The sequence below is a fragment of the Streptomyces sp. CB01373 genome (genome assembly GCF_002803075.1).
GTDB lineage: Bacteria > Actinomycetota > Actinomycetes > Streptomycetales > Streptomycetaceae > Streptomyces.
The window spans coordinates 336,479-361,561 of the sequence record NZ_NNBK01000012.1 but is presented as its reverse complement, the minus strand read 5'-3'; the positions used below and the strand labels follow the sequence as shown (position 1 = coordinate 361,561).

Genomic DNA, 25,083 nt, shown 5'->3' with positions numbered 1-25,083 from the left:
ATCGTGATCTCCACACCTTCCAGGATCTCCGCGACGCCGTCGAGAGCATCCACGAATGGATCCAGGCAAAGGGGCGGGCGGTTCCCGGACGGGAGACCTGATCAGCCCAGTTGCTGATTGCGCGCCTGCGCACGGCGGCCGACCGGCGCTGCCGCGCACGCTCCGCCGACGCTCGCCCCCCCCGCTGCCATACCGCTGCTCCCCACCCCGTGCGCCTCCCGCCCCGCTCTGCCGGTGACCCTGTTGAGCGGGAAGGAGCCCTGAAGTGCCTTTGACACCGGCGGCCCTGTGGCTCCGTGGCGTGCAGTGTCTTCCCTGTAAAGCGGCGCAACACAGCTCGGGATTGCCGGTCGGAACTCCGGACCGCGTCCCAGCATGACGAAGTACGTCGCACTGCTGCGCGGCGTCAACGTCGGCGGCCGCGCCAAGATCGCGATGAAGGATCTCCGCGAGCTGTTCGGCGAGATGGGGTTCGACGAGGCCCAGACGTACCTGCAGAGCGGGAACGTGGTGTTCGCCGACCCTGCGGGTGCCGCGCCTGGCGAACTGCGGGAGCGGATCGAGAAGCGCCTCTCCGACGGACTGGGCGTGCCGGCCGGCGTGCTGCTGCGCACCGGCGAGTCGCTGGCCCGGACGGTCGCTGCCAACCCGTACCTGGACCGCGAGGACGACCCGACCAAGCTGCACGTCACCTTCCTCGCCGAGCGGGCGGCCGCCCTGCAGACACCCGCCGCAGACACTGCCGAGTTCACCCTGGTCGGCGACGAGATCCACCTGCACGTGCCAGGCGGCTACGGGCGGACCAAGCTGAACAACAAGTTCATCGAGCGTCGGCTCACCCGCAACTGGAAGTCCGTCAACGCCCCGCACGAGCTGGCGTCCTGATGGGCGCAGTGGGAAACGGCGCGGTTCCGGCTCGGCGTCGCCATGGAGGATTGATCCGCCGGAGGGTCAGCCCAGCAGGTTGATCGGGACGCTGTCGAAGCCCCGGTTGCCGAGGCCCGGGTGGCGCACCGCCGGAGCAGCGGGCTCCACCTTCGGGAAGCGGGCCAGCAGCCGGCCGAACACCACCTCGGCCTGCAGGCGGGCCAAGTGCGCGCCCAGACAGTGGTGGATGCCGGCCGCGAAGGAGAGATGGCCGTTCTCCTTGCGTGCGACGTCGAAGGCGTCCGGATCGTCGAAACGCTCCGGGTCGTGGTTGGCGGCGCCGAGCATCATCATCACGCCCTGGCCGGGCCTGAGTTCGGTGCCCGCGAAGCTGTGCGGCTCCAGCACGGTGAACACGTCGAACTGGGACGGCGAGTCGAAGCGCAGCATCTCCTCGACCGCCGAGGGCAGCAGTCCGGGGTCCTCGGTGAGGCGCCGCCGCGACTCGGGGAAGCGGAACAGCGCGTCCAGTCCGTTGCCGATCAGGTTGGCGGTGGGCGTGTTGCCCGCGCCGAACAGCAGCAGCGCGGTGGCGATCATCTCGGTCCGGTCCAGCGCGTCGGCCGAGGTGCTCGCGAGCCGGCTGAGCAGGTCATCCTGCGGGCGCTGCCGCTTCTCGGCGATGAGGCCGCCGAGGTAGGAGGCGAGGTGCGCCTGGGCGGCCACGCCGCGGTTGATCTCCGCGGGGCCGGAGGCCGGTTCCATCAGCAGGCCCAGCTCGTGGATGACCGGGACCAGTTCGGCCCGGTCGGCCTCCGGGATGCCGAGCAGGTCGCCGATGGTGCTGACCGGCAGCGGCATCGCCAGTTCGGTCATCAGGTCGGCGCCGGGCCGCGCGGCCAGCCGGTCGAGAAGGCCGTCGACGCGCCGGGTGACGCCGTCGCGCAGCGCCTCCACGTGCCGGCCGGTGAAGGCGGAGCTGACGATCCGTCGTAGCCGGGTGTGTTGCGGCGGGTTGGTGAGGATCATGCTGTGCTGCATCAGCTCCATGACGCCGCGCAGGTCGTCCTTGGAGACGTCCTTGAGCTGGAGCTTCAGCCACTCGTCGCCCTTGCCGAGCGAGCGGTTGCGCAGCGCCGCGTTGCAGTCGACGTGCCGGCTGAGCACCAGGGTGCCGTCGCCGGTGAGCAGCGCGGGCGCTGCGTTGCGGAGCTGGTGGTAGAGGGGGTAGGGGTCCTCCACCGGCTGCATCATGATCGCGTAGAAGAGCTGTTCGGCTTCGGAGTCGGCGCGAGCGACGACGGGCTCCGCGGGCGGCCTGCCGGGCATGAGTTCTCCCTTCACTGTCCGGAGGATGACGGATGGTCAGTTACTGGTGAGCCGTGCGCGCAGCTGGTGCTTGAGCACCTTCCCCATCACGCCGCGGGGCAGGGCGTCGACGAGCTGGAAGCGGGTCGGGATCTGGTGCGGCTCGAGCCGCTCGGCGAGCGCCGCCCGGACGGCGGGCAGGTCGTCGTCGGCGAGCACCAGGACGGCAGCCAGTTCGACCCGGTCGGTGCCGGCCACCGGTACGCCCAGCACGGCGGCCTGTTCGACGCCGGGGCACTCGTACAGCGCTGCCTCGGTGTAGATGGTGGAGACCAGCTTGCCGTCGACAGTGACGGCGTCGGCGGCCCGGTCGAACAGGTGGAGTTCGCCCTCGGCGTCCAGGTAGCCGAGGTCGCGGGTGCGGGTCCAGTCGTCGGTGAGCTGCTCGTCGCGCTCGGCGCCCTCCAGGAAGAGGCGCTTGGGCGCGCCGCAGCGCAGCCAGATCTCGCCGATCTCACCCGTGGCGACGGGGTTGCCGTCGGCGTCGGCAACCAGCAGTTCGGAGCCCTCGCCGGGGCGGCCGACGCAGAACGGCCGGGACACGTCGAAAGTGGCGGCGATCACCGCGGGCACCGCCTCGCGTGCCGCGTACACCGAGGTGACCTGGGCGTTGGGCATCATCCGCTTCAGCGCGGAGGCGATGGCCGGCGGCAGCGGGGCGGAGGCGGTGGCCAGCGTCTCGACGCAGGACAGGTCGTGGGTCTCGTGGATCTTCCCGGCGACCATCTGGATGCCGATCCACGGGGTGAACATCACCGAGACGATCTGGTACTGCTCGATGAGTTCGCCCATGCGGTTGACGTCGTTGACCGGGCAGAGCACCAGGGTCGCCGGGTTGGTCAGCGCGATGGCCATGGTGGTGGCGCTGGAGGTGGTGCCGAGCGGGATCGGGGCGAGCAGCGGCTTCGGCTTGCCGAGCTGCTTGAAGCCCTCGGGTCCGCGGCCGAAGGTCAGGTTGCCGTGCGGGGTGGCGATCGCCTTGGCCGGTCCGGTGGTGCCGGAGGTGTAGAGGATGTCGGCCAGGTCGTCGGGCCTCAGCTCGACCTTGACGGGCGTGGAGTCGCCGCTGTCGACCTCGTCGACGGTGGCGGCCCAGCCCTCGAAGCCCTCGGGCACGGCGACGTCATGGCCGCGGACCAGGCCGGTGACCTGGCACTGGGCGATCCGGCGGTTGAACTCGGCGGCGGAGATGTCCCTGTGCATGTGCACCGCGGTGGCACCGGCGTTGACGATGCCGAGGTAGGCGATCGCGTAGTCGATCCAGTCGAGGCCGCCGAACAGCAGGGCGATTCGCTCGCCGCGGGTGGTGCCCCGCTTGAGCAGGCCACGCGCGACAGCGTTGGCCCTCTTGTACCACTCGCCGTAGCTGAGTGTCCGTTCGCCGTTGATGTTCACGACGATCTGGTCGGGATGGTTCTCGGCGCGCAGCCGGAGCAGGTCGGGAACAACCAGCGCGGGTGTGGCGACGGACATGTGCATACCCCCAAGGCCCTGGGATTGTCGGCGGGCCGACGCTACCCAGCGGGCCCGGCTGCCCGACGCACAGGATTGAGCAGCTGAGGGAATCGGTGGATCCGGCGGTGCGGTGGTTCGGGGAACGCCGACACGGGCCCGCCGCGCTGCGGCGGGCCCGTGGGCCGGGCGGGTCAGCCCTGGCTGATGCAGAACGGGTGGCCGGCCGGGTCCAGGAAGACCCGCCAGCGCTCGCCGCCGGGCTGGGTCTCCGGCTTGGCGGCGCCGAGCTCGAGCACCCACTTCTCGGCGGCGTCCAGGTCCTCGGCGGAGAAGTCGAGGTGGAACTGCTGCGGAACGCTCTGGCCGGGCCACTGCGGAGCCTGGTAGTCGGCGACCTTCTGGAACCCCATGGCCGGGCCTCCGTTGCCGTCGAGGCCCGCAAAGTCGTCGGACTTGTACGAGATCTTCAGACCGGTGAGCTCCGAGTAGAACTCGGCCAGCTCGGTCGGGTGGGAACAGTCGAGGGTGACACCGTAGTACTTGGTCAGCGCGGGCACGCCGTAACTCCTTCGGGGCGGGTACATGGATTCGGAGGTGGCCGAAAAACAGCGCACGACATCCGTCGGCTCGGGTCGAGAACCGGCAAGCCGATAATGACAGTATTTCAGAACTGCCGTGGCCACAAAGGGCAATGTGCGAGACCACCTATTCTCGAGTCAAAGGCTACTCGGTGTGGTTCACTGCTGGGGCGACTCAGGACTTGGGGGTCATCTCATTCGACTCGGCCGAAGCGTTCGAGGCTTGACTCGCCGAAAACCACGCGTGCTCTCCCGGCATCTGGCTCGAGTTGCGCGAAGAAGGGTCCGGGAATCGTCGCACTGGACTACGTGCAGGCCGTTGACGTGGCGCTCTGCCACGGCGGGATCGACTGGCCACCAGCTGGGTGAGTTCACCCGGATGACCGGCGCGAAGCGGCCTCCGGCCACCGTGACGGTACGCGTGATGGCGCACTGTTCGGACAGCGGAGCCTCCGGTCCTGTGAACGGCTCGTCCTGGTCGGCTGCCAGTTCTGCCGGGGCTCCGCTCCTCAAGGCCCTCTGGACAACCCCGCCCGAGCCGTGACTTCAAACGGCCCTGGCACTAGCTCTGCAGCAGGGCCAGCAGTTCGGGGGTGTAGAGCTCGGAGACCGGGCGCACCCCGGCCACCGTGTCGAAGTACCGCTGGGTGAGGTCCTCGCTGGTGCCGACCGCCCGCAGCAGCGCCAGGCGCTTCTCGCGGGCGTCGGCCTGGGCGACCAGCAAAGTGCCCTGGTACGGGGGCGTCAACTGCTGGACCACTTCGGTGCCGTAGGCCTCCACGGCGGCGGTCAGCCGGGCCTCGTCGTGCAGGCCCTCGGCGATCGCGCCGACCAGCAGCTCGGCCTGCAGGAAGGCGTCGCCGATGCCGCGCGCGGTGATCGAGTCCTTGTGGTGGGCGGCGTCGCCGACCAGCGCCCAGCCGGGGCCCGACATCTCCCGGAAGTAGTTGCGCTGGTCGCCGGTGCCGCGCAGCCGTTCGGCCTGCTCGGCCCGCTCCATCTGCGCGAACAGAGCCGGGGCGTTGACCTTGACGCCCTCCCGGTAGGCGGCGAAGGCGTCGGTGCGGACCTCCTCGAAGCGGTCCTGCGGGAAGTACGCGGAGATCAGCACCGCGTCGTTGGTGGGGACGGCGGAGACCCAGCCGCGTTCGCCCTCGTAGAGCTCGAAGTCGGTCTTCGGGCCGTCCCAGAAGGTGTAGTAGGCGCAGGTCAGCCGCGGATGTTCGACGGTGGTGCGGGCGCCGACCAGCTCGGCGACGGTGGAGCGCATGCCGTCCGCGCCGACCACCAGCCGGGCGCGTTCGACGGTGGGCCGACCGCCGGGGGTGGTGCAGCGCACGCCCACCACCCGGCCGTCCTCGACCAGCAGCTCGTTGACGCCGCAGTGGTCGCGGAACTCGACGCCGGCGGCCACCGCGCCCTCGACCAGGATCGCGTCCAGCAGGTGGCGGCGGGGAGCGTACGAGGCGTGTACCGTGCCGTTCGGGCTGGCGCAGCCGGCCAGGCGGACGTCCTCGATCTCGTAGACGGTCCGGCCGAGCGGCGGGCAGCCAGTGGCCTTGACGGCGTCCAGCAGGCCCCAGCGCTCCAGGCGGGACACGCCGGGCTGCTGAATGTACAGCGTGGAGAGGGTGTCGGTGCGGAACGCCGCCCGGTCGAGCAGCAGGACCCGGTAGCCCTGCCGGGCGAAGAGCATGGCAGTCGGCCCGCCCGCGCACCGCGCGCCCACCACGATCACGTCCCACTCCACGACGAGCCACCTCCCGCACCGGTCCGGGCGCGCGCGGTCTGCGCTGCGCCCACTGCGAATCCGACCGTACGCAGCCCGGGAGTTCGGGGCCGCCCACTTTTGAGCGTGCCCCGCGGCGACCGGTGGCTACGGGCGGATCAGCGGCAGGATCAGGTCGTCGACCACGGAGACCAGCAGTTCGTCGGGGACCGGCGAGGGGTCACTCAGGAAGCGCTGGACCATCATGGCCGGGCCGATGCCGACCACCAGCGGGCTGATCGAGCCCTCGCGGACCTCGCCGCGTTCGGCGCCGCGTTCCAGGATCCGCCAGAACACGTCCTGGCGGGGGGCGACCACCCGGTCGATGACGATGCCCATGAACGGCCGGTCCCGGTCGATCTCGGCGAGCAGGCTCTGCACGGCGCGGCCGACCGGGGAGTTGAGCACCGTGGCCTTCTCGCGCATGAGCTCGATCAGGTCCTCGCGGACGCTGTCGCCCTCGGGGAGTTCGTCGGGTGACGGCAGCGTGTTGTCGAGGGCGTCGACCACCAGCTCGGCCTTGTTGGACCAGCGCCGGTAGATCGTGGCCTTGCCGGTGTGCGCGGTGGCGGCGACCGAGTCCATGGTCAGGCCCGCGTAGCCGACGTGGGCCAGCTGTTCGATCACGGCGTCGAAGATGGCTTGCTCGAGGGCCTTCCCCCGGCGCCGAATCCGCGTACCGGCGCCCACGGGTGACGGAGCGTCAGCTGTCATGGCATCCCCCATCCGAGCGACAAGTGAACTCTTGCGTTCCCAATTTGTTGCACGGTAGGGTCCCAGCATAGGGAACTGCGTAGTACCTTATTGAAGATCGAGGGTGCCGATGACCGAGCTGGACACTTCCCCGCGGACGGCCTCGGCGCCAAGGTCAGGTCACCTCAGCGGCATGGCTCTTGCTGTGATCGCCGTCGCGCAGCTCATGGTGGTGCTCGATGCGACCATCGTGAACGTCGCCCTGCCGCGGGTCCAGAGCGCCGTCGGGTTTTCCACCGGCCTGCCGGCCGGCGGTGTGCTGACCCAGTACCTGAGCCGGCGCTGGGTGTTCTTCGTCACCGTGCCGATGGCTGCGGCGCTGGTGCTGCCGGCCCCGCTGCTCCTCGCCTGGCCCCCGCGCCGACAGGGCAGGTTCGATCTGCCGGAGCGTGGTCGCCTCCGCGTCCGGCATGGCCGGCCCGGTCTACGGCTTCATCCGGGTCCCCCAGCACGGCCGGAGCGACAGCTGGGCAATCGGCTCCTTCATGGGCGGCCTGGTGCTGCCGGCGGCCTTCGTGCTGGTCGAGCACAGCACCGTCAACCCGATCACCCCGCTGCGGATGTTCACCAGCCGCGACCGGGCCGCCATCCACGTGGTGGCACTGGCCCTCACCGGCGCGCCGGCCGGCCTGTTCTTCTTCCTCACGGTCTTCACGCAGAACGTGCTGCACCACAGTCCGGTCCAGGCCGGTCTCGCCTTCCTGCCGGTCAGCCTGACCATCATGGTGACCGTCGGTGTGACCTCCAAGCCGATGGCCGGCCTGGGCCAGAGGATCCCGCCCGCGGCGGGCGTGGCGCTGCTCGGCGTCTCCGAACCAGCCGAGCGCGGCGCCGCCTCCGGCGTGCTCAACGCGATGCAGCAGGTGGGCGGTTCGCTCGGCCTGTCGATCCTGGTCACGGTGTACGGCACGGCCACCCGCAACGCGAGCGGCGACCCGGCGCACGTGCTGACCTCCGGCGTGTCGACGGCCTTCGGCACCGCCGCACTCCTCGCCCTGGGCGCGCTGATTGTCGCGGGTGTACTGATCCGCACCCCCGCGATGCCGGCCGCGCCCAGGACGGACCTCGACGGGTCCGGCCCCGCGGCCTGATCGGGGACGTCCCTCCGCTGCGATGAGCGGAACCGGAGCGGGACTCGGGGTGTCCGGCCGGCTACCGGTCGGCGAGTTCCTGGCGCAGGGTCCGCTTGAGCACCTTGCCGGTGATGCCGCGCGGCAGCGACTCCCGGGCCTCGACCAGGACGGGCAGCTGGTGCGGCTCGAGCAGTTCGGCGAGGAAGGCGGGCAGTTCGCCGGCGGCCGCCGGGTCCTCCAGCACCACCACCGCGGCCGGGCCCGAGCCCGCGGCGACCACCGCGGCCTCGCGGACCGCCGGGTGCTCGTACAGCGCCGCTTCGACGGCCACCGAGGAGACTCGCATCCCTGCGCCGCTGTCGAGCACGTCGTTGCCGCGGTCGAACAGGTGCAGCCAGCCCTCCTCGTCGAGGTGGCCGAGGTCGCCGGTGCGGATCCAGCCGTCGATCCGCACCTCGGCGTCACGCTGGGCGTCCAGGTAGTGGCGGCCGGGCGCGGCGGAGCGCAACTGAATCTCGCCGACCTCGCCGAGCGGCAGTTCGGCGCCCAGGGCGTCGGCGATCCGGACCTCGGTGCCGCGGGCGGCCCGGCCGAGGGTGCTGGGGCGGGCCGGGTCGAAGGTGTTGACGACAACCGCGGGAACGGCCTCGGACTGCGAGTATGCGGTGTTCAGCTCCGAGGCGGGGAACAGCTTCAGCAGTCCGCGGCTGAGCGCGGGGGCCAGCGGGGCGGAGGCGATCGCCACCCGCTCGACGCAGCTGAGGTCGTAGCGTTCGCCCAGCCGGGCGGCCAGCATCCGCATCGCGATCCACGGGGTGATCATCACCGAGCCGATCCGGTGACGGCTGATCAGTTCGGCCATCCGCTCCACGTCGTCGACGGCGACCAGCACCAGCGCCGACGGCGAGGTGACCGCGATGATGGCCACCGTGGTGGCGCTGGAGGTGGTGCCCAGCGGCATCGGGGCGAGCAGCGGGGTCGGGTTCTCGAACTGCAGCAGGCCCTCGGGGCCGCGCCCGAAGGTGAGGTTGCCGTGCGGGTTGGTGAATGCCTTGGCCGGCCCGGTGGTACCGGAGGTGTAGAGCACGTCGGCGATGTCCTCGGGGGCGAGCGGCACGTCGACCGGCGTCTCGTCACCGCTGTCCAGTTCGGCGAGCTCGGCGGTCCAGCCGGTGAAGCTCGCGGGCGGACGCAGCAGGCTGCTGTGGATCAGCCCGGGGACCCGGCACTCCGCCAGCCGGCGTTCGATCTCGCGTTCGCCGAGCCGGTCACTGAGGTGGACGGCGGTGGCGCCGACGCTGAGCACGGCGAGGTAGGCGACCGCGTATTCGGCCCAGTCCATGCCGCCGTACAGCAGGCCGATCCGGCGGCCCTTGGTGACGCCGGCGGCGAGCAGGCCGTGGGCGGTGCGGTCGACCCGGCGCTGCCAGTCGCCGTAGTTCAGTGCGTCGGTTCCGTCGATGTTGAATGCGATACGGTCCGGATACCGTTCGGCCCGCCGGCGCAGCAGATCGGTGACTCGGACCACGGTGCTCGCTCGTTCCATGTCGGCTCCTCGACCGCAGGGCTGGAAATCTCACGCTACGAAGCCGCTATCGCCTTATCTGCTCAGAATTGCGCGACTGCCGGAGTGCCTTGCGGTATATCGTCGAGAGGTTGGCGAACCAGTACGCATTTTTTCGGACCGACCGGAGATCGCTGATCATGACTGAGATTGCTAATTCCGCGTGGGAGACGTTCTCCTGGGAAGAATCCCACTATCTCGAGCCCGTGGACGGTCCGCCGCTTATCCGCGCCGATGTGAAGCGCGTCTTCCACGGTGATGTGGAGGGCACCGGCGAGGCGGTCCTGCTGTGCTGCCGCCCGGACGAGAAATCGGCCGGATACGTCTCCACCGAGCACATCGTCGCCACTCTGGCGGGACGTTCCGGCACCTTCGTGGTCCAGCACGGCGCGTCGATGGGCGACGACCGGCCGCAGACCCTCGGCTTCGTGGTCCCGAACTCCGGCACCGGCGGCCTGACCGGCCTCACCGGCACCTGTGCCTTCGGCCACGACGAGGAGGGAAAGGCGTACTTCCGCCTGGAGTACCAGCTGCCGTGAGACGACGCCGTCCCCGCACCGGCAGCGGCCGGTCCGGGGACGTTCCGCGTTCAGCGCGCGATGATCTCCAGGGCCACCGCTGGTCGGCCGCCGAACCGCCGGCCGACCAGCTCGGCGAAGGCCTTCATCGGCTCGGCGACGCTGGTGACCGGCGGATTGAGACCGCCCAGGTAGGCGCGGTGTGCCTCCAGCGAGGCGATGCCCGCCTCCAGATGGTCGGTGACGTCGACGGCGTGGGTGGGCTGCGGGGAGTTGGCCATCGCCACGTACGTGACGCCTCCCCAGGGCTCCAGGCCGAGGTCCTCGAAGATCCACCGGTTTCCGGCGTCGCCGATGGCGTCCAGTACGGCGTGCGCGGTGTGCCGGTGATCGGGGGTGTTCCACTTGCCGGTCGAGGTGGTCTCCCGGCCGTTGAAGCCGAGCACGAAATCGGGTCGGTGGCGGCGGATCGCGGCGGCGATGTCCCGGCGCAGGCCGAGCCCGTACTCGATCTCGCCGTCGCGGTGGTCCATGAACTCGACCTCGGAGACGCCGACGATCTTGGCGCTGGCCCGCTGCTCGGCCTCGCGGACCGCCGCGGACTCGGCCGGGGTGAGGCCGTCGATGCCGGCCTGGCCCCTCGTCACCAGCAGGTAGGAGACGCTCTTCCCGGCGGCCGTCCAGGCGGCGACGGCACTTGAGGTCCCGAACTCGATGTCGTCCGGGTGGGCGACCACGGCGAGGGCGCGGTTCCAGTCGTCGGGCAGGCTCTGCAGATCCTCAACAGTCATCGTGTCACTCCTGCGGTTGGCAGCTGACGGTTCGTCGGTGCGGACGGCCGGAGGTCGAGATCCGCCCGGATCTCGTCGAGCAGGCCGGCCGCATGGTCCTTGAGGTAGAAGTGGTCGCCGTCGAACTCGCGGACCCGGAACGCGCCCGCGGTGACCTGCGCCCAGGCCGCCAGCTCGTCCGTGTCGGCCTCCGGGTCGTCCCGCCCGACGAACGCCGAGATCGGGCAGTCCAGGCGGGGCGCGGGCAGCGGCGTGTAGGTGTCGTTCAACTCGAAGTCGGCACGTAGCGTCGGCAGGAACAGCCTCACCAGTTCGCGCTGTTCCAGCACGTCGGACGGGGTGCCGTTGAGCCGGGCGACCTCAGCGAGGAAGGCCGCGTCGTCGAGCCGCGCGTAGGACACGCGGCGTGCGGGCAGGTGCGGGGCGCGGCGGGCCGAGACGAACAGCCGCACCGGGGCGGGCAGGCCGAGCGCCACGAACCGCCGGGCCAGCTCGTAGCAGACGGCGGCGCCCAGACTGTGCCCGAACAGGGCATACGGTCGGTCGAGTTGGGGGCCGATCAGTTCGGCCAGCGGGCCGATGGCCTGTTCCATCGTCACGTACGGCAGCTCGCGGATCCGGCTCTCCCGACCGGGGAGCACCACCGGGCGGACCTCGATGTCGGGGGCGAGCGCGGCGCGCCAGGGGTGGAAGAACGCGCCGCCGCCGCCGGCGTGCGGCAGGCAGAACAGCCGGAGCTCCGCCTCGGTCCTGCTCATGTCATACCCCCTCGTTGGCGAAGACCACGGCGGAATGGAAGCCGCCGAAGCCGAAACTGTTGGACAGCGCGAATTCGGCGGCCAGCGGCACGGCGGCGGTGCCGGCGAACCGCAGCCCGGGCTCCACCGGGTCGGCGAGCCACGGGTTGGGGTGCGCGAAGCCGCCGGCCAGCTGAGCGACGGTGGCGACCGCCTCGACCACCCCGGCCGCGCCCAGGCAGTGCCCGGTCAGCGCCTTGGTGGCGTTCACCAGCGTGGGGGCGTCCGGGCCGAGTACGCGCAGCAGGGCGGCGGCCTCGGTACGGTCACCGAGCGGCGAGGCGGTGCCATGCGTGTTGACGTAGCCGAGCTGTCCGGGGGCGACTCCGGCCCGCTCCAGGGCGGTCCGCATCACCGCGGCCTCCACCTGCTCGCTCGGGTCGGCGAGGCTGGTACCGCTCAGCCGCAGCGCGTGCCCGGCCAGCCGGGCCAGCACCCGCGCGCCCCGGCGGCGGGCGCCAGCGGCGGTCTCCAGCACCACGGCGGCGCCGCCGACACCGTCGGTGAAGCCGCGGTGCGCCCGGTCGAACGGACGGCAGGGCGGTTCGTGGTCGGTGGCGGCGCCGGTGGCGGCGGGCGTCATCGCGCCCAGCGCGCGGTAGGCCTGGCGTTCCACCGGGGCGAGTTCGGTGGGCGCGCCGAGCACCAGGCAGGCGTCCACCGCTCCGGCGTCGAGCAGCCGGGCGGCGGTGATCAGCGCGATGTTGCCGCTGGCGGACGCGCCGCCCACGGTGCAGCCCTCGCCCTCGATGCCGAGGACCTCGCTGACCACGCCGACCTGATCGGTGTCCTGCATGTGCAGTGCGTACCGGCCGGGGACGGCGGCGGGACGGTCCCGGTAGCGGTCGGCGGCGCGGTGCGCACCCGCGCCGGTGAGGTTGTTGCCGGCCACCACCAGGCCGAGCCGCTCGGGTGGCAGGGCCCCCTCGGCGAGTCCGGCACGCGCCCAGGCCTCCGCGGCGGTCAGCACGGAGACCTGCACGCCGAGCGGCGACCTGGCCGCCGTCCGGGCCGCCTTCTCCGGCACCCACCCGCCGCGGGCCCGGCGCTCCGTGAGCAGGGCCGGGTAGTCGAAGGGTGGCAGCGGCGCGCCGGGTGAGTCGGCGTCCCGGTCGGCGGCGGGCAGCAGGGCGCTGCGGCCGGCCCGCAGCGCGTCGGTGAAGGCCTCCAGGCCCGAGCCGGCCGCACAGTGGACGCCGAGGCCGGTGACCACGACGCCGCCGCCGGGGGTCACGCGGAGTGCCGGGCGAGCAAGGCGACCAGCGAGCGGATGTCCCGGGTCTGCTGGAACTCCATCACGGGCACGCTGATGCCCATGTCCTCCATGGTGAGGGTCACCACCTCGGCCCGGTCGATGCTGTTGCAGCCCAGTTCGGCGAGGCTGTTGTCGAGGGTGACGGTGGAGGTGTCCAGGTCGTACACCACGACGCCCAGATTGCGCCGGACCGCCTCGAAGATGTCGCTGTCGTCCATCTCGTTGTTCTCCTAGACCCACTCGTAGGTGCGGTGGTAGCCCTCGGTGCCGCGGTACGCCAGCAGCGGCTCCGGGCCGCCGGGGCGGGCGTCGAGGAAGCGCCGGTAGCGTTCGACCTCGATCTTGCGGTTCTCGACCGGGACCAGACAGCGGCTGTTCTCGGCGAGCAGCTCGGTGTACTCGGCGAAGCCCAGCGGGACCCGGGCGTTCAGCCGGCCCGCGATGTCCAGCTCGGCGAGCGCGGCGCGGGAGCCCTCGTCGATGAGTCCGCTGAAGAACTCGGAGGCGCAGCCCGAGCCGTACGAGAACAGGCCGACCCGGGCGGTGCCCCGGTACGGGGCGTTGTCGATGAGGCTGGCCAGGGCCAGGTAGACGGAGCCGGAACAGAGGTTGCCGACCTGGCTGGGGTAGACCAGCGAGGGCGACACCCGGGCGGCGAAGTCCGCCTCGATGGCGTCAGGGGTGGCTCGGGCCTGTTCCCGCATGAGTTTGCGGTGTGCGGCCTTGACCAGCCCGGCGAACGGGGTGTGCAGGGCGAGTTGGTCGAAGGTGGTCTGCAAGTCGACATCGGCGACCTTGCCGCAGTAGTCGGCGAAGCTGTTGGACACGCAGTCCAGGTAGGCGAACAGCGAGCCGTCGACGTCAGCGATGTCGTAGTCCGGCATCGGCCGCGCCGAGTCCATGGTCTCGTAAGCGTGCGTGCCGAACGCGCCGAGGTCGAGGGCGAGGACCCGAGGATCATCGCCGAGCAGCATGGCGGAGGCGCCGGTGCCGGTGGCGGGTTCCGCGTAGCCGGCCCGGGCGTCCACCATGGACACGTCGGTGGCGATCACCAGCGCCTTGGCGCCCGGGGAGACGCCGGAGGCCAGGTAGCCGGCGGCGATCTGCAGGGCGCCGGTGGCGGCGTAGCATGCCTGCTTGACCTCCATCACCCGGCACTTGCGGCTGAGGCCCAGGAACTCGTGGACGTACGAGGCGATCGACTTGCTGAAGTCGACGCCGGATTCGCTGGAGGTGAGGATCAGCTCGATCCGCTCCTTGTCCTGCGGGGCGAGCCGGTTGACGATCGGAGCGGCCGCGTTGACGGCGTTGGTGATCGGGTCCTCGCAGGGCAGGGCGATCGAGCGGGCCCGCATCATCAGGTGGCCGATCCGCTCCCGGTCCAGGCCGCGGCCCTCGAACAGGTCGGGGGTGGACAGTTGGGCGAAGCCGGCGTGGACGTTCAGCGTCTCGATGCCGATCCGGACGGTCATCGCTGCTTCACCTCCACCAGGAAGTCGATCAGGGCGTCGATGTCGGGCACGGTGCTGAAGCCGGCCATCGGCTCGCGCACTCCGAGCGCGTCGATCAGCGCCATGATGATCTCCACCCGGTCCACCGAGTCCGCGCCGAGGTCCTTGAGGTGCTTGTCGCCGGTGATCTGCTCGGCGGGCACCTGGGGCAGGATGGCGGCGACGGTCTCGTGCACCAGGCGGGTCACTGCGGCGCGGTCGGTATCACTGCGCTGCGGCATTCGAGCCCTCCAGTCGTACGTGCAGGGTGCAGACCGCCAGGCAGCGGCCGCTCGCGGCGTCCTCGACCACCGCGTTCCAGCGTTCCTCGGCCGGGTCGTCACGGCGCCGCCAGGAGCGCAGCCGGATCCGCAGCACCGAGTCGGCGTCGGCATTGCCGAGGTAGCAGAGCTGGTGATCCAGCACCGTTCGATCGAGGAATCTACGGTCGGCGCGTCCCTGGTTCCGCCACATTTTGAGCAGGGCACCGTCGATGATGGAGAAGTACGAGGCGAAGTAGAGGAGTCCGACGCCGTTGATGTCGCGGGTGATGTCGATCGGGTACTCGACCTCGTCCGCGGCCACCAGCTCCTCCCACTCCGGGTCCTGCGGGTCGTGGAAGGTCTGCCGGACCCGGGCCGACCCGTACGCCGCCCGCGGCGAGTAGGCGGCGGGCAGGTGCGGCAGGTGGGCGTGCCGGAAGTCGGCCGGCGCGGAGGTGATCAGTCCCTCGTTGCTGCCGGCGTGACTACGGGTGACCCAACGGTTGAAGTTCTGCACGTACAGGCAGTCGGGCTGCCGGGCTGCGAAGAACTCGTCGGGATCCAGGCCCTGTTCGGGCTTCGCCTCGGAGCCGGGCGGCACCCGGCGGATCCGGTGCAGGGTCAGCACCGACTCGCTGCCGTAGCCGAACACCCGCGAGGTGGTCTCGATCCGGTCGCCGAAGGTCAGCGCGCCCGTGTGAAGCTGCCCGCCGGAGCGGACCCTGAAGTAGTAGAAGGAGAGGTAGGTGGGCCGGCCCCGGTCGTTGACCGCGTTGAACGCGTCGGTGCCGCAGACCTCGCTGACAGTCTCCCAGGTCCAGTCGCCCACCTGGCCGATGAACAGCGAATTGTGCCCGCACATACCGGGTTTGACGGTGACCAGCCGGCCGACCGAGCCGTCGGGGGCGCGCCACACCTCTGGCCGCAGCAGCGAATCCTCGGTCCCGGGCATCACTGCGCCCCCTTCACAGTGGTCGGTGTGTCGAGCTCGGTGTCGTGCCCGGTGTCGTGCTCGGAGAGGAACGCGGCGAGAACGGAGTTGAACACCTCCGGCTGGGTGAGCGCCGGGAAGTGGCCGGCTCCGTCGATCTCCGCGTACCGGGAGTCGGCAACCGCGCCGTGCAGCAGGTGTGCGGTCTTCTGCGGGATCACCGAGTCGTAGCGGCCCTGGATGATCAGCGTCGGCACCGCGATCAGGGGCAGCCGGGACAGCAGGTCCGGCTCGGTGGCGAACACGTCCAGGTAGCGCAGACCGGTCTGCGGGTCCATGCTCTCGGAACGCAGCAGCACCTCCTCCAGTTGCAGGCGCCGCTGCTCGTCGGGAGCCCCCGCGCCGCCGGCGGAGATCTTGTCGAAGTCCTCCTGCAGCACCACGTCCAGGCGGTTGACCTCGCCGACCCGGTTGGCGCACTTGTACGAGCTGCAGATCAGGGTCAGCGACGCCACCTCGTCCGGGTGCTCCAGCGCGTAGGTCTGCGCGGTCAGGCCGCCGAACGAGGCACCCGCGAGGTGCACCGGACCGGTCGCGCCGAGTTCGCGCAGCGCCGCCCGGTGCACCTCGGCGAGGCCCTGCAGGGTCAGGTCGGCGGAGGCGTTCGTGCGGCCGACGCCCGGGGCGTGCAACACCACCACCCGGTAGCGGTCGGACAGATCCGCGAACTGGTGGCGGAACACGCCCGCCCCGATGTTGAACGGGTGGATGAACAGCAGTGTCGGCCCGTTGCCCGCCGTGAAGGCCTCCACCTCGCCGCCCTGCGGGATGCTGACGATCCGGTGCTCCACCGGCGCGCCGAAGTCGGTCAGCACGCCCAGGTTGTCGTCCTTCGCGCGGACGCCCTCGCGCAGCGCCGCCTTGATGTCCTCCGGCACCACCGCCGCGGGGTGGAACACAGCCTGCGCGGGGGCCGCGGTCAGGTCGACCGGGACGAGCTCGACCGGTGCCGGGCCGGAACGGTACAGCCGGGCCAGCCGCTTGCCGATCTCCCGGATGTCCGAGGTCTCGGTGCCGACCGGGACCGCCAGCCGAATCAGCGGCGCCGCGCCCGCGCCGGTGGCCAGGTGCGGGCCGCCCCGGACGCCGGTGTGCTCGAAGATCCAGTCCAGGCAGGAGGGCACGGGGTGCTCGAAGTCCGCGAACTGCTTCATCGCGGTGGTGTCCAGCAGCACGCAGTGCCCGGCCGCCGGGCCGATCACGGGCAGGCCCGCCCGCGACAGCAGGTTCCACAGCATCTTCACCGCGGCCCGGCGCCGGCCCACCTGCTCGGCGACGCCGCCGGAGTCCGCCAGGGCCGCCGCGATCTGCCGCCGGCCCGCAAGGTTGATCTGGTGGCCGCGGGTCGACACCTGCTCCCGCAGCTGCTCGACCAAGCCCGGGCGGGAGGTGGCGACCAGACCGCCGAAGTCGATGCCGAAGTCCTTCGAAAGGCCCATCGTCACCGCGTCGGCGGTGGCCAGCAGATCTGCCGTCACCTTCCATATACTCCGGCCCTGTTGGCCCTCCTCGTGCTCCACCACGAACGCCGCGTTCTCCAGCGCCCGGGTGGCGTCGAGTACCAGCGGGATCCCTGCCGCCACCGCGATCCGGCGCACCTCGCGCAGGTTCGCCAGCGAGATCGGGTAGCCGCCCTGGGCGTTGTCGCTGAGTTCCAGGCAGATCATCGACACCCCGCCCGGCCGCTCCGCGAGGATCCGCTGCAGGGCTGTCAGGTCGACATCCCGGAACGGGCCGGTCCTGGTGACGGGCCGGCAGTCGGACAGCTCGACCGGCTCGAAGCCGTTGTCGGCGAGGCTCATCAGCAGGGTCGGAAACAGCCCGTTGTGCACGACCGCCTGCCGGATCCCCGGCCACGAACGGCACAGCAGCGCCTCCGCGGTCCGCCCCGACGGGGTCGGCACCACGCACTCGAAGTCCAGCCACGGCACCCGGGGCAGGCCCTCCGCCCCGAGCTCCACGCCCGCCGCCGCCTCGGTCAGCCGGGCCATCCGTTCGGTCACCGCCGGGGTGGCGAGCTCGGCCCACGAGTCGGTGATCAGGTCGAACCGCACCGCGGAGGTGGGCAGGGTGATCGGGTTGTGGCCGTGCGCCGAGTCGCTGCCGGCCGGCTGCGGAGCGGCGGCGCCGGCGGGCACCGGACGCTCCGGAGCGGGAGCCGCGGCCGGCTCGGGCGCGGCGGTCCGGACCGGGGCCTTGGAGTCGGACTCGCAGTTGGAGTTGGAGTTGGACGTGGCCGGGAGGTCGTCGAGGGCCTCCGGCGCGGTGGTGTCCAGGTCCGGGCTGGCGATCATCAGGATCACGTCCGCGACCGCGCTGCGCCGCTCGTCGTCCGGCTGGCACAGGTAGATCGTCGAGTTGGTCGGGCGGAACTTGTTCTTGAACTGGAAGTTGCCCTCGTCGAAGATGCCGACCGACCGCAGCTCGGACAGGCCGTTCTCCACCTCGGGCGAGGAGTTCAGGGACTCGCCCGCCTTGACGCCGAAGCTCGCGCCGAAGCTGAAGATCCCGACGCCCTCGGCCGCCAGCGTCTCGATGATCCGGACGATCGCGAACTCCAGGCCGCCGAGCGGCGCCTCCCTCGGGTAGAACTCCAGGTCGAGCAGCCAGCCGGACTCCGACGGGATCTTCGTCACGATGATCGCGCTGGCCAGCTCGCCGTCCACCCGGGTGAGGAACATCCGGTGGCGCTCGGCGAGTTGACCCCGGCCGATCTCCTCGCTGACCACCGCCACGTACGGGTTGACCATCTGCTTGGTCTCGCCCCAGCGGCTCATCATCGCCACGATCTCCTGGTCGACCGCGGGATCGCTGCCCACCTGGTACTCCTCGGTGGTGCACTCCCCCGCCGCGGCGAACCGGTTCACCATGTAGCGCAGCCGGCGCATCCGGCTGCCCTCCATGGTGAAGGTGCTCAGATCGTCCAGCCGCTGCACCGCGCCGAACGGCGTGGCGCTCAACTGCTGGCCGGCCACAGACTCGATGTGCTCCAGCGAGAGGAAGTTGGGCTGCAGGCCGTGCCGGTCCGCGTAGGCGACGTACTGCTCGATCAGCTTCGGGAAGTACTCGCGCGAGCCGACATAGCTCCACGCGAACAGCACCCCGCCCTTCCGCGAGAAGTTGAAGTATCCCTCCCGCTCGGCGCCCAGGAACATCAGCGGCGCGATGTCACGCCCCGCCAGGCCGCCCTCCTTCGCCCACCGCGCGTCGGCCTCCGCGACCACCGCCGCCAGCTCCGCCCACTGTGGCAACTGCCGCTTGCGCAGCACCGTCCAGCCGCCGGCCGGCTGCTCCGCCCGCACCGCGGCCGCCGTCGGGGCGGCGGGCTGCTCCGGACCGGCCGCCGTCGACGACAGCGCCTCGCGCAGGCCACCGGCCGTCGCCGGGCCGTACTCGGCGAGCAGGTGCTCGGTCAGGGCGGACACCGTAGGGTGGTCGAACATCAGGGTCTTGCGCTGGGCACCGAAGCGCTTTTCCAGCGCGCTCACGGTGCGCAGCATGTCGAAGGACGTCAGGCCGTCGTCGGCGAACGCGACACCCGGGGTCAGAGTGCGTCCCGAGATCATCGAGATCAGGTCGACAAGCAGCTCCTGCGGGTCGAGCGCGGACTCGACGGACGGCGCGACGATGGGAACGGGGACGGGCGCTGGCGCCGGTGCCGGCACCGACTGCTGCTCGGGTGCCGGCTGATCCTCCATGACGGCCACCACGGCGGCGGTCAACTGTTCTACGTTGTCGTAGTCGTAGAGCTCGGACGCCTTGAGGTCCAGGCCATGGCGGTCGTTGAGGTCGCGGACCAGTTCCATCCGGAAGATCGAGTCGAGGCCGAGGTCGACGAACGAACTGGTCATCAGGATCGTCGCCGGGTCCAGGCCGAGGATCTCCGCCAGCCGTGAGTGGATCAGCCCGGCGACCTCCTCCCGGACCGCCGCCGACACCTGGACGACGACAGGGGCAGGGGCAGGGACGGAGGCAGGAGCCGGGGCCGGGGCAGGAGCCGGGACGGAGGCAGGGGCCGGGACGGAGGCAACGGCGGGGGTCGGGTCCGGGTCTGGGTCGACAACCGCTGTGCCCGACACCGGAGTTGTAGTCGCGGTTGCCGTCAGCTTGATCAGGCCGCCCGCGGTGCGGGCCGGGGTGGTGCCAGATGCCGGGAGCGGCAGGGCGGTGCGGGCCGGGAACTCGACGGTCGCCGGGGCCACCAGAGTCACAGCGGTCACCGGGGCCGCCGAAGGCTCAGCGGTTGCCGGGGCCGCCGGGGCAGGGGTGGTGGTGCGCGGGGTGAACCAGTGGCGCACGGGGTTGAGGGGGAAGCCGGGGAGCGGGAGGCGTCGCGGGCGGGTGGCGGGCCAGTGGGACGCCCATGCGGTCCGGCCGGTGTCGAGCCACTCGCGGGCGGCGGGGTCGGAGGGGCCGTCGATCCGCTCGCCCCCTGCGACGGCGACGAGTTGAGCCAGCAGCGGGCCGCGGTCGGCGGCCGTGAGGACCACGCGTTCGGCGTGGGCGTCGCGTCCGGTCTGCAGGGTCCAGGCGACGCGGGCGGGCTCGGCGTCGGGGTTGGCCTCCAGGTGCCGGGCGAGTGTCGCCGCGTAGTCGCGCAGGGCGGCGACGGTCGGTGCGGAGAGCGGGAACAGCTGTGCGGCGGCAGGGAGTTCGCTGAAAGCCGGGGTCTCGTCGCGGTACTCCTCGAGCACCACGTGGGCGTTGGAGCCGCCGAAGCCGAAGGAGCTGACGCCCGCCCGGCGGACGGTCCGGCCGGTGCCGTCGTCGACACCGGCCCAGTGCGCGGTGCGGTCGTTGACGTAGAAAGGGGTGCCGTCCAGGCGCAGGTACGGATTGAGTTCGGTCAGGTGCAGGGTGGCGGGCAGTTGACGGTGCTTCATGCTGAGCAGGGTCTTCAGCACGCCGGCGATGCCGGACGCGGCTTCCAGGTGGCCGATGTTGGTCTTCACCGCGCCGAGCGCGATGTGCGGCCGGCCGGCCGGCGGCAGGCCGGCTTCGGCGGACAACTGGGCGAAGGCGCGCTTCAGGCCCTCGGTCTCCACCGGGTCGCCGAGCGAGGTCCCGGTGCCGTGCGCCTCGATGTGGCTGACGGTGTCCGGCGACAGCGCGGCCCGGTTGTACGCCTGGACCAGGACCTGGGCCTGGGCCTCGGGATTGGGGGCGGTGAGCGAGGTGGAACGGCCGCCGTGGTTGACGGCGGTGGCCCGGATCACGCCGTGGATGTGGTCGCCGTCGGCCTGTGCCCGGTCGAGCCGCTTGAGCACCACAGCGCCCGCGCCCTCGCCTCGCACGTAGCCGTCGGCGGCGGCGTCGAAGGTCTTGCACCGGCCGTCGGGGCTGAGCATCCCGGACTTGGTGAACGCGGTGAACAGGCCGGGGCTGAGCGTCGCGTTGACGCCGCCGGCGATCGCGAGGTCGCAGTCGCCGTCCAGGATCGCTCTGGCTGCCCGGTGGATCGCAACCAGCGCGCTCGAGCACGCGGTGTCCACGGCCTCGCTGGGGCCGCGCAGGTCGAGCAGCCGGGAGATGCGGTTGGCGAGCACCGCGTGCGACAGGCCGGTGGCGGTGTGCGCCTGGACCGGGACGCTGTTGGTGCGCATCAGGTCGTCGTAGTCGGTGGTGGAGACCCCCGCGAACAGGCCGGTGGCGCTGCCCGCGAGTTCGGACGACCGGTAGCCCGCGTTCTCCACGGCCCGCCACACGACCTCGAGGAACAGCCGCTGCTGCGGGTCCATCAGGCCCGCCTCGGTGGCGGAGATCCCGAAGAAGGCGGCGTCGAAGTCGGCGATGTTCTCAAGGAACCCGCCGCGCAGTTCCCGGGTCTCCGGGTCCTTCCGGAGGTCGGTGCGGTCGGCGGGGACGGGGCCGACGAGGTGGTCCCCGGCGGCGAGGTGCCGCCAGAACTCGTCGAGGTCGGCCGAGCCGGGCAGCCGGCCGGCGACGCCGACTACCGCGATGGGCGTCGGGCCGTACAGCTGCTCCGGGTCCGGGTCCGGGTCCGGGTCCGGCTCGACGACGGCGGCGGGTGCGACCGGCTGGGGCGTCGCCACCGCCGCGGGCGCGACCGGCTCCGGCGCCGGCTCGGCGACGGGGGCCGCCCTCCGACCGGCCGTCCGGGATATCTCGTCCGCGTGGTGGGTCACCAGGTAGCGGGCGAAGTCGTCGAGGGTCGGGCATTCGAACAGGACGGTGGGCAGCAGGTCGAGACCGTAGGTCTCGTTGACGTCGACCGAGAGCTGGGTGAGCGTGATCGAGTCGAAGCCGGAGTCCAGGAGCTCCGCTTCCATGTCGACCTCGTGCTCGTCGACCAGCAGGAACCCGGCGGCGATCCGGCGCAGTTCGGCCCTCACCGCGAGATTCGGGTCGACCGCCGCATGGACGGGCGCCAGGGCCGGAGCGGACACCTCTACGGGGGCGGGCGCGGCCTCGGGCGCCGCGGAGGCCGCGCCCTCGACAGCGACCAGCACCGGCTCCTCGCCGGCCAGGGCCTGGCAGAACACCCGCAGGCCGGTCTCGGTGGTCATCGGGAGCATGTCCCAGCGCTGGGCGTACAGCCGGAGGGTGGCCTCGTCGACCCGCATGCCGCCGTCCTTCCACAGCGGCCAGGCGATGGCGACGGTGCGTCCGTTCCGCAGGCCCTGCGCGCGCAGGCGTTCCCGGGTCTCGGCGAAGCCGTTCAGGTAGGCGTTGGCGTAGGCGTAGTCGACCTGGCCGAGATTGCCGACCTCACCGGCCAGCGAGGAGAAGACGGCGAAGAAGTCGAGCGGCTGCTCGCCGATCGCGTCGTCGAGGTGGGCGACGGCGAGCTTCGGGGCGAGCACGGCCTCGACCGCGGCGCGTTCCTTGCCGACGGCGCGGCCGTCGTGCACGACCCCTGCGGCGTGGATGACGCCGTGCAGTGCGCCGTAGAGGTCGATGGTCTCCTCGACCACCAGCCGGATCTGTTCGGAGTCGGTGACGTCGGCGCGCTCCCACTGCACGGTGACGCCGTTGCCGGCGAGTTTGTCGAGTCGGTCGCGGGCGTCGCGGTCGGGTCCGCTGCGGGTGACCAGGATCAGGTTGAGCGGGCGGCCGTGCACGGCCATGAACTCGGCGACCCGGACGCCGAGGGCTCCGGTGCCGCCGGTGATCAGGTACGTGCCGCCGGGGCGGAGCGCGAGGTCGGCGGGCTCGCCGCCGGTGGCCGGGGTGAACTCGGCGAGCCGGCGCAGCAGTCGGGCCCCGTCCTGGTAGCCGGACTGTGCCACCGGGTCGTCCGCGGCGGGCGCGGTGAGTTCGGCGAGGATCCGTCCGGCGGTGTCCCCCTCCGGGCCGACCGCGAGACAGCTGCCGGTGAAGCGGCTGTGCTCCATGGCGAGGCTGCGCAGTGCGGCGGCGACGGCGGTGTGCTCGGGCTGGGCGTCCAGCGGCGCTCCGCGGTGCGCGTAGACGGCGCGCAGCGGGGTGCCCGCGGGAGCGGTGGCCAGCAGGGCGGTGCAGGACCACAGCAGTGGGAGGAATCCGGCGTCCGGATCGGCCGCGTCGGCGCCGGCGGCGACCACGACCGCGTTCGGCGGCGCGCCGGTCTCGGCGAGCCGGGCGGCGAGCCGCCGCAGGTCCTCGCGGTCGCCGGTGGCCACCGTGTACCGGTCCTCCCCGGTGGCGGCGAAGACGGCGCCGGGGCGGGCCAGGATGGAGCGGGTGCCGCGCCCGTCGAGTCGGCGGGCGAGTTCGGCGCCGAGTTCCTCGTCCACCGCGACGATCAGCACCGTCGATGGGAGCCGGGGGGCGGTGGGAGCGAGCGGGGCGGGTTCCCAGACCGGGCGCAGGTAGCGACAGAGGGTGGCGGGCTCGGCCGGTGCGGTGGGCGCCGTGGTGGCGGGAAGCGGCTCGGCGGTGTAGTCGGGCAGCCAGTGGCGGCTGCGCTCGAACGGGTAGGGCGGCAGCTGGACCCGGCGGGGGTGCGGCGCGGGCCAGCAGACGTGCCAGTCGACGGGCACTCCGGCCGTCCAGAGCCGGGCCAGCTTGGGGAGTTGGCGCTTCGCCAGGATGGTGGCGACCAGCGCGGCCCCGTCCTCGTCGTCGAGCAGCGACCAGCCGCCGGAGTCCCCGCCGACGCTGCCCACGACCACCCCGGCGCTCGCCGTACCGCCGACGAAGTCGCGGAGTTTGTCTGCGAGTTGGGAGGTGTCGGTGGCCAGTACCGCGAGCCGCTCGGCCATGTCGCGCCGTCCGGTCTGGCTGGTGCGGGCCAGGGCGGCGAGCGGGAGCTCGGCGCCCTCGGGGGTGGAGAGCAGTGCGGCGACCCGCTCGGCGTAGCGGACCAGCTGGCCCCGGGTGCGCGCGCTGAGCAGGAAAAGCTGCTCGCCGCTGGGCAGTCGGGGCATCGCGGGGGCGGTGCGGGGTCGGTATTCCTCCAGCACCACGTGGGCGTTCGCACCGCCCGCGCCGAAGGCGCTGACGCCGGCCCGGCGCGGGGATCCGTCGGCGGGGGCGGGCCAGGCGGCGGTCTCGCGGGGCAGGTAGAACGGCGAACCGGCGAAGGAGATCTTCGGGTTGACGTTCTCCAGGTTGACGCACCGGGTGATCCGGCCGTGCTGGAGCTGGAGCAGCGCCCGGGTGAGTCCGGCGATGCCGGCCGCGCCCTCCAGGTGGCCGATGGCGGCCTTGACGGAGGAGACGGCGCAGCGGAACTCCTCAGGAGAGGCGCCCAGTTCCTCGAACGCCCGGGTGAGGCTGGCGATCTCGATCGGGTCGCCGAGGGCGGTGCCGGTGCCGTGCGCCTCCAGGCTGCCGATGGTGCGTGGGTCGACGCCGGAGCGGCGCACCGCCTCAGCGATCAGCGCGGCCTGCGCCCGCGGGTTGGGGACCGTGTAGCCGCCGGTCCTGCCACCGGCGTTGACGGTGCTGCCCTTGATCACGGCGAGGATCTCGTCGCCGTCGCGCTCGGCGTCGGCGAGCGGCTTGAGCAGCACCGCGCCGACGCCCTCTCCGGGTACGAAGCCGTCGGCGCGCTCGTCGAAGACCTTGCAGGCGCCGTCCCCGGCCAGCATGTTGAGCGCGGACAGCGACACGTGGTGCGCGGGGTGCAGGATCAGGTTGACGCCGCCCGCGACGGCCATCCGGCACTCGCCACGGCGGAGGCTCTCGACGGCGAGGTGGACCGCCGTCAGCGAGGAGGAGCAGGCGGAGTCGACGGCGAAGCTGGGGCCCTGGAAGTCGAAGTGGTAGGAGACCCGGTTGGCCACCGACCAGTACGCGGAGTGCGCGCCGGAGAGCTTGCCGCGCGCCCAGCCGGTGGCGGCGAGCCGCCCGTACGAGCCGTACATGACGCCGGCGAACACCCCGGTCATCGTCTCGTGGGTGGAGCTGCCGAGGTAGCCGGCCCGGTCGAGCAGGTCCCAGCAGGTCTCCAGGAACAGGCGTTCCTGCGGGTCGATGTCGGCGGCGTCGCGCGGCAGGATGTTGAAGAAGGCGGGGTCGAACTTGTCGATGTCGTCGAGGAATCCGCCCCACCGGCTGTAGCTGCGGTCGCTGCGGCCGCGCCTGGCGTCGAAGGTGGGGCGCCAG

The 25,083-nt window shown here is 71.8% G+C and carries 18 protein-coding genes (1 of these 18 running past the window's edge); 3 read left to right on the top strand and 15 right to left on the bottom strand.

What is annotated here, in order from left to right; genetic code table 11:
* Positions 1 to 375 precede the first annotated feature (375 nt).
* Positions 376 to 885 (top strand): DUF1697 domain-containing protein, encoded by a 510-nt coding sequence (locus tag CG719_RS21020; protein ID WP_100570209.1) that lies wholly within the window; start codon positions 376 to 378, stop codon positions 883 to 885.
* 66 nt (positions 886 to 951) lie between these two features.
* On the opposite strand, the gene CG719_RS35450 is transcribed toward CG719_RS21020, so the two are convergent.
* The 6 genes from CG719_RS35450 to CG719_RS37405 form a co-directional block, all read right to left on the bottom strand.
* Positions 952 to 2,196, bottom strand: coding sequence for a cytochrome P450 (locus CG719_RS35450; RefSeq protein WP_159024922.1), 1,245 nt, complete (start codon positions 2,194 to 2,196; stop codon positions 952 to 954).
* A 36-nt stretch (positions 2,197 to 2,232) separates the two neighbouring features.
* Positions 2,233 to 3,708: a class I adenylate-forming enzyme family protein gene (locus CG719_RS21005; RefSeq protein ID WP_100570207.1), complete on the bottom strand. Its 1,476-nt coding sequence runs from the start codon at positions 3,706 to 3,708 to the stop codon at positions 2,233 to 2,235.
* A 173-nt stretch (positions 3,709 to 3,881) separates the two neighbouring features.
* The gene (locus tag CG719_RS21000; protein WP_100570206.1) at positions 3,882 to 4,274 is read right to left on the bottom strand and encodes a VOC family protein; all 393 of its coding nucleotides are present in this window, start codon (positions 4,272 to 4,274) and stop codon (positions 3,882 to 3,884) included.
* 556 nt (positions 4,275 to 4,830) lie between these two features.
* A complete protein-coding gene (locus CG719_RS20990; protein WP_100570205.1) occupies positions 4,831 to 6,018 on the bottom strand; it encodes an NAD(P)/FAD-dependent oxidoreductase in 1,188 nt (395 codons plus the stop codon).
* Between the two features lie 126 nt (positions 6,019 to 6,144).
* Positions 6,145 to 6,663, bottom strand: a complete 519-nt coding sequence (locus CG719_RS20985) for a TetR/AcrR family transcriptional regulator (protein WP_159024921.1) — start codon at positions 6,661 to 6,663, stop codon at positions 6,145 to 6,147.
* 241 nt (positions 6,664 to 6,904) lie between these two features.
* A complete protein-coding gene (locus CG719_RS37405) occupies positions 6,905 to 7,201 on the bottom strand; it encodes a hypothetical protein (RefSeq protein ID WP_324838214.1) in 297 nt (98 codons plus the stop codon).
* Between CG719_RS37405 and CG719_RS20980 the strand changes: the two genes are divergently transcribed.
* A complete protein-coding gene (locus tag CG719_RS20980; RefSeq protein WP_324838213.1) occupies positions 7,179 to 7,880 on the top strand; it encodes a hypothetical protein in 702 nt (233 codons plus the stop codon). The genes CG719_RS37405 and CG719_RS20980 overlap by 23 nt on opposite strands.
* Positions 7,881 to 7,941: 61 nt before the next feature.
* Here CG719_RS20980 and CG719_RS20975 read toward each other — a convergent pair whose 3' ends face one another.
* Entirely contained in the window at positions 7,942 to 9,408 is a 1,467-nt protein-coding gene (locus CG719_RS20975) for a class I adenylate-forming enzyme family protein (RefSeq protein WP_100570203.1), read from the bottom strand.
* A 158-nt stretch (positions 9,409 to 9,566) separates the two neighbouring features.
* Between CG719_RS20975 and CG719_RS20970 the strand changes: the two genes are divergently transcribed.
* A complete protein-coding gene (locus tag CG719_RS20970) occupies positions 9,567 to 9,965 on the top strand; it encodes a DUF3224 domain-containing protein (RefSeq protein ID WP_100570202.1) in 399 nt (132 codons plus the stop codon).
* A gap of 50 nt (positions 9,966 to 10,015) precedes the next feature.
* Here the strand turns inward: CG719_RS20970 and CG719_RS20965 are convergent, their stop codons facing one another.
* The 8 genes in view from CG719_RS20965 to CG719_RS20930 are tightly spaced (at most 12 nt apart) and all read right to left on the bottom strand, a layout consistent with a single transcriptional unit that may run on beyond the window.
* Complete coding sequence (locus CG719_RS20965; protein WP_100570201.1) at positions 10,016 to 10,735, bottom strand: PIG-L deacetylase family protein; 720 nt, start codon at positions 10,733 to 10,735, stop codon at positions 10,016 to 10,018.
* Positions 10,732 to 11,493 (bottom strand): thioesterase II family protein, encoded by a 762-nt coding sequence (locus tag CG719_RS20960; protein ID WP_100570200.1) that lies wholly within the window; start codon positions 11,491 to 11,493, stop codon positions 10,732 to 10,734. Before CG719_RS20960 ends, CG719_RS20965 begins: the two co-directional genes overlap by 4 nt.
* 1 nt (position 11,494) lies before the next feature.
* Complete coding sequence (locus CG719_RS20955; RefSeq protein WP_100570199.1) at positions 11,495 to 12,766, bottom strand: beta-ketoacyl synthase N-terminal-like domain-containing protein; 1,272 nt, start codon at positions 12,764 to 12,766, stop codon at positions 11,495 to 11,497.
* Positions 12,763 to 13,005: a phosphopantetheine-binding protein gene (locus CG719_RS20950; RefSeq protein ID WP_100570198.1), complete on the bottom strand. Its 243-nt coding sequence runs from the start codon at positions 13,003 to 13,005 to the stop codon at positions 12,763 to 12,765. Before CG719_RS20950 ends, CG719_RS20955 begins: the two co-directional genes overlap by 4 nt.
* Positions 13,006 to 13,017: 12 nt before the next feature.
* Positions 13,018 to 14,259, bottom strand: coding sequence for a hydroxymethylglutaryl-CoA synthase family protein (locus CG719_RS20945; protein ID WP_100570197.1), 1,242 nt, complete (start codon positions 14,257 to 14,259; stop codon positions 13,018 to 13,020).
* Positions 14,256 to 14,519, bottom strand: a complete 264-nt coding sequence (locus CG719_RS20940) for an acyl carrier protein (RefSeq protein WP_100570196.1) — start codon at positions 14,517 to 14,519, stop codon at positions 14,256 to 14,258. The genes CG719_RS20945 and CG719_RS20940 overlap by 4 nt, the downstream gene beginning before the upstream one ends.
* Complete coding sequence (locus CG719_RS20935) at positions 14,503 to 15,492, bottom strand: LnmK family bifunctional acyltransferase/decarboxylase (RefSeq protein WP_100570195.1); 990 nt, start codon at positions 15,490 to 15,492, stop codon at positions 14,503 to 14,505. The genes CG719_RS20940 and CG719_RS20935 overlap by 17 nt, the downstream gene beginning before the upstream one ends.
* A protein-coding gene (locus CG719_RS20930; protein WP_100570194.1) for an SDR family NAD(P)-dependent oxidoreductase crosses the window boundary here: on the bottom strand, positions 15,492 to 25,083 show its 3' end. It continues 11,771 nt past the right edge of the window; 9,592 of the gene's 21,363 nt are visible here — the last part of the coding sequence; the start codon falls outside the window, past its right edge; its stop codon occupies positions 15,492 to 15,494. The genes CG719_RS20935 and CG719_RS20930 overlap by 1 nt, the downstream gene beginning before the upstream one ends.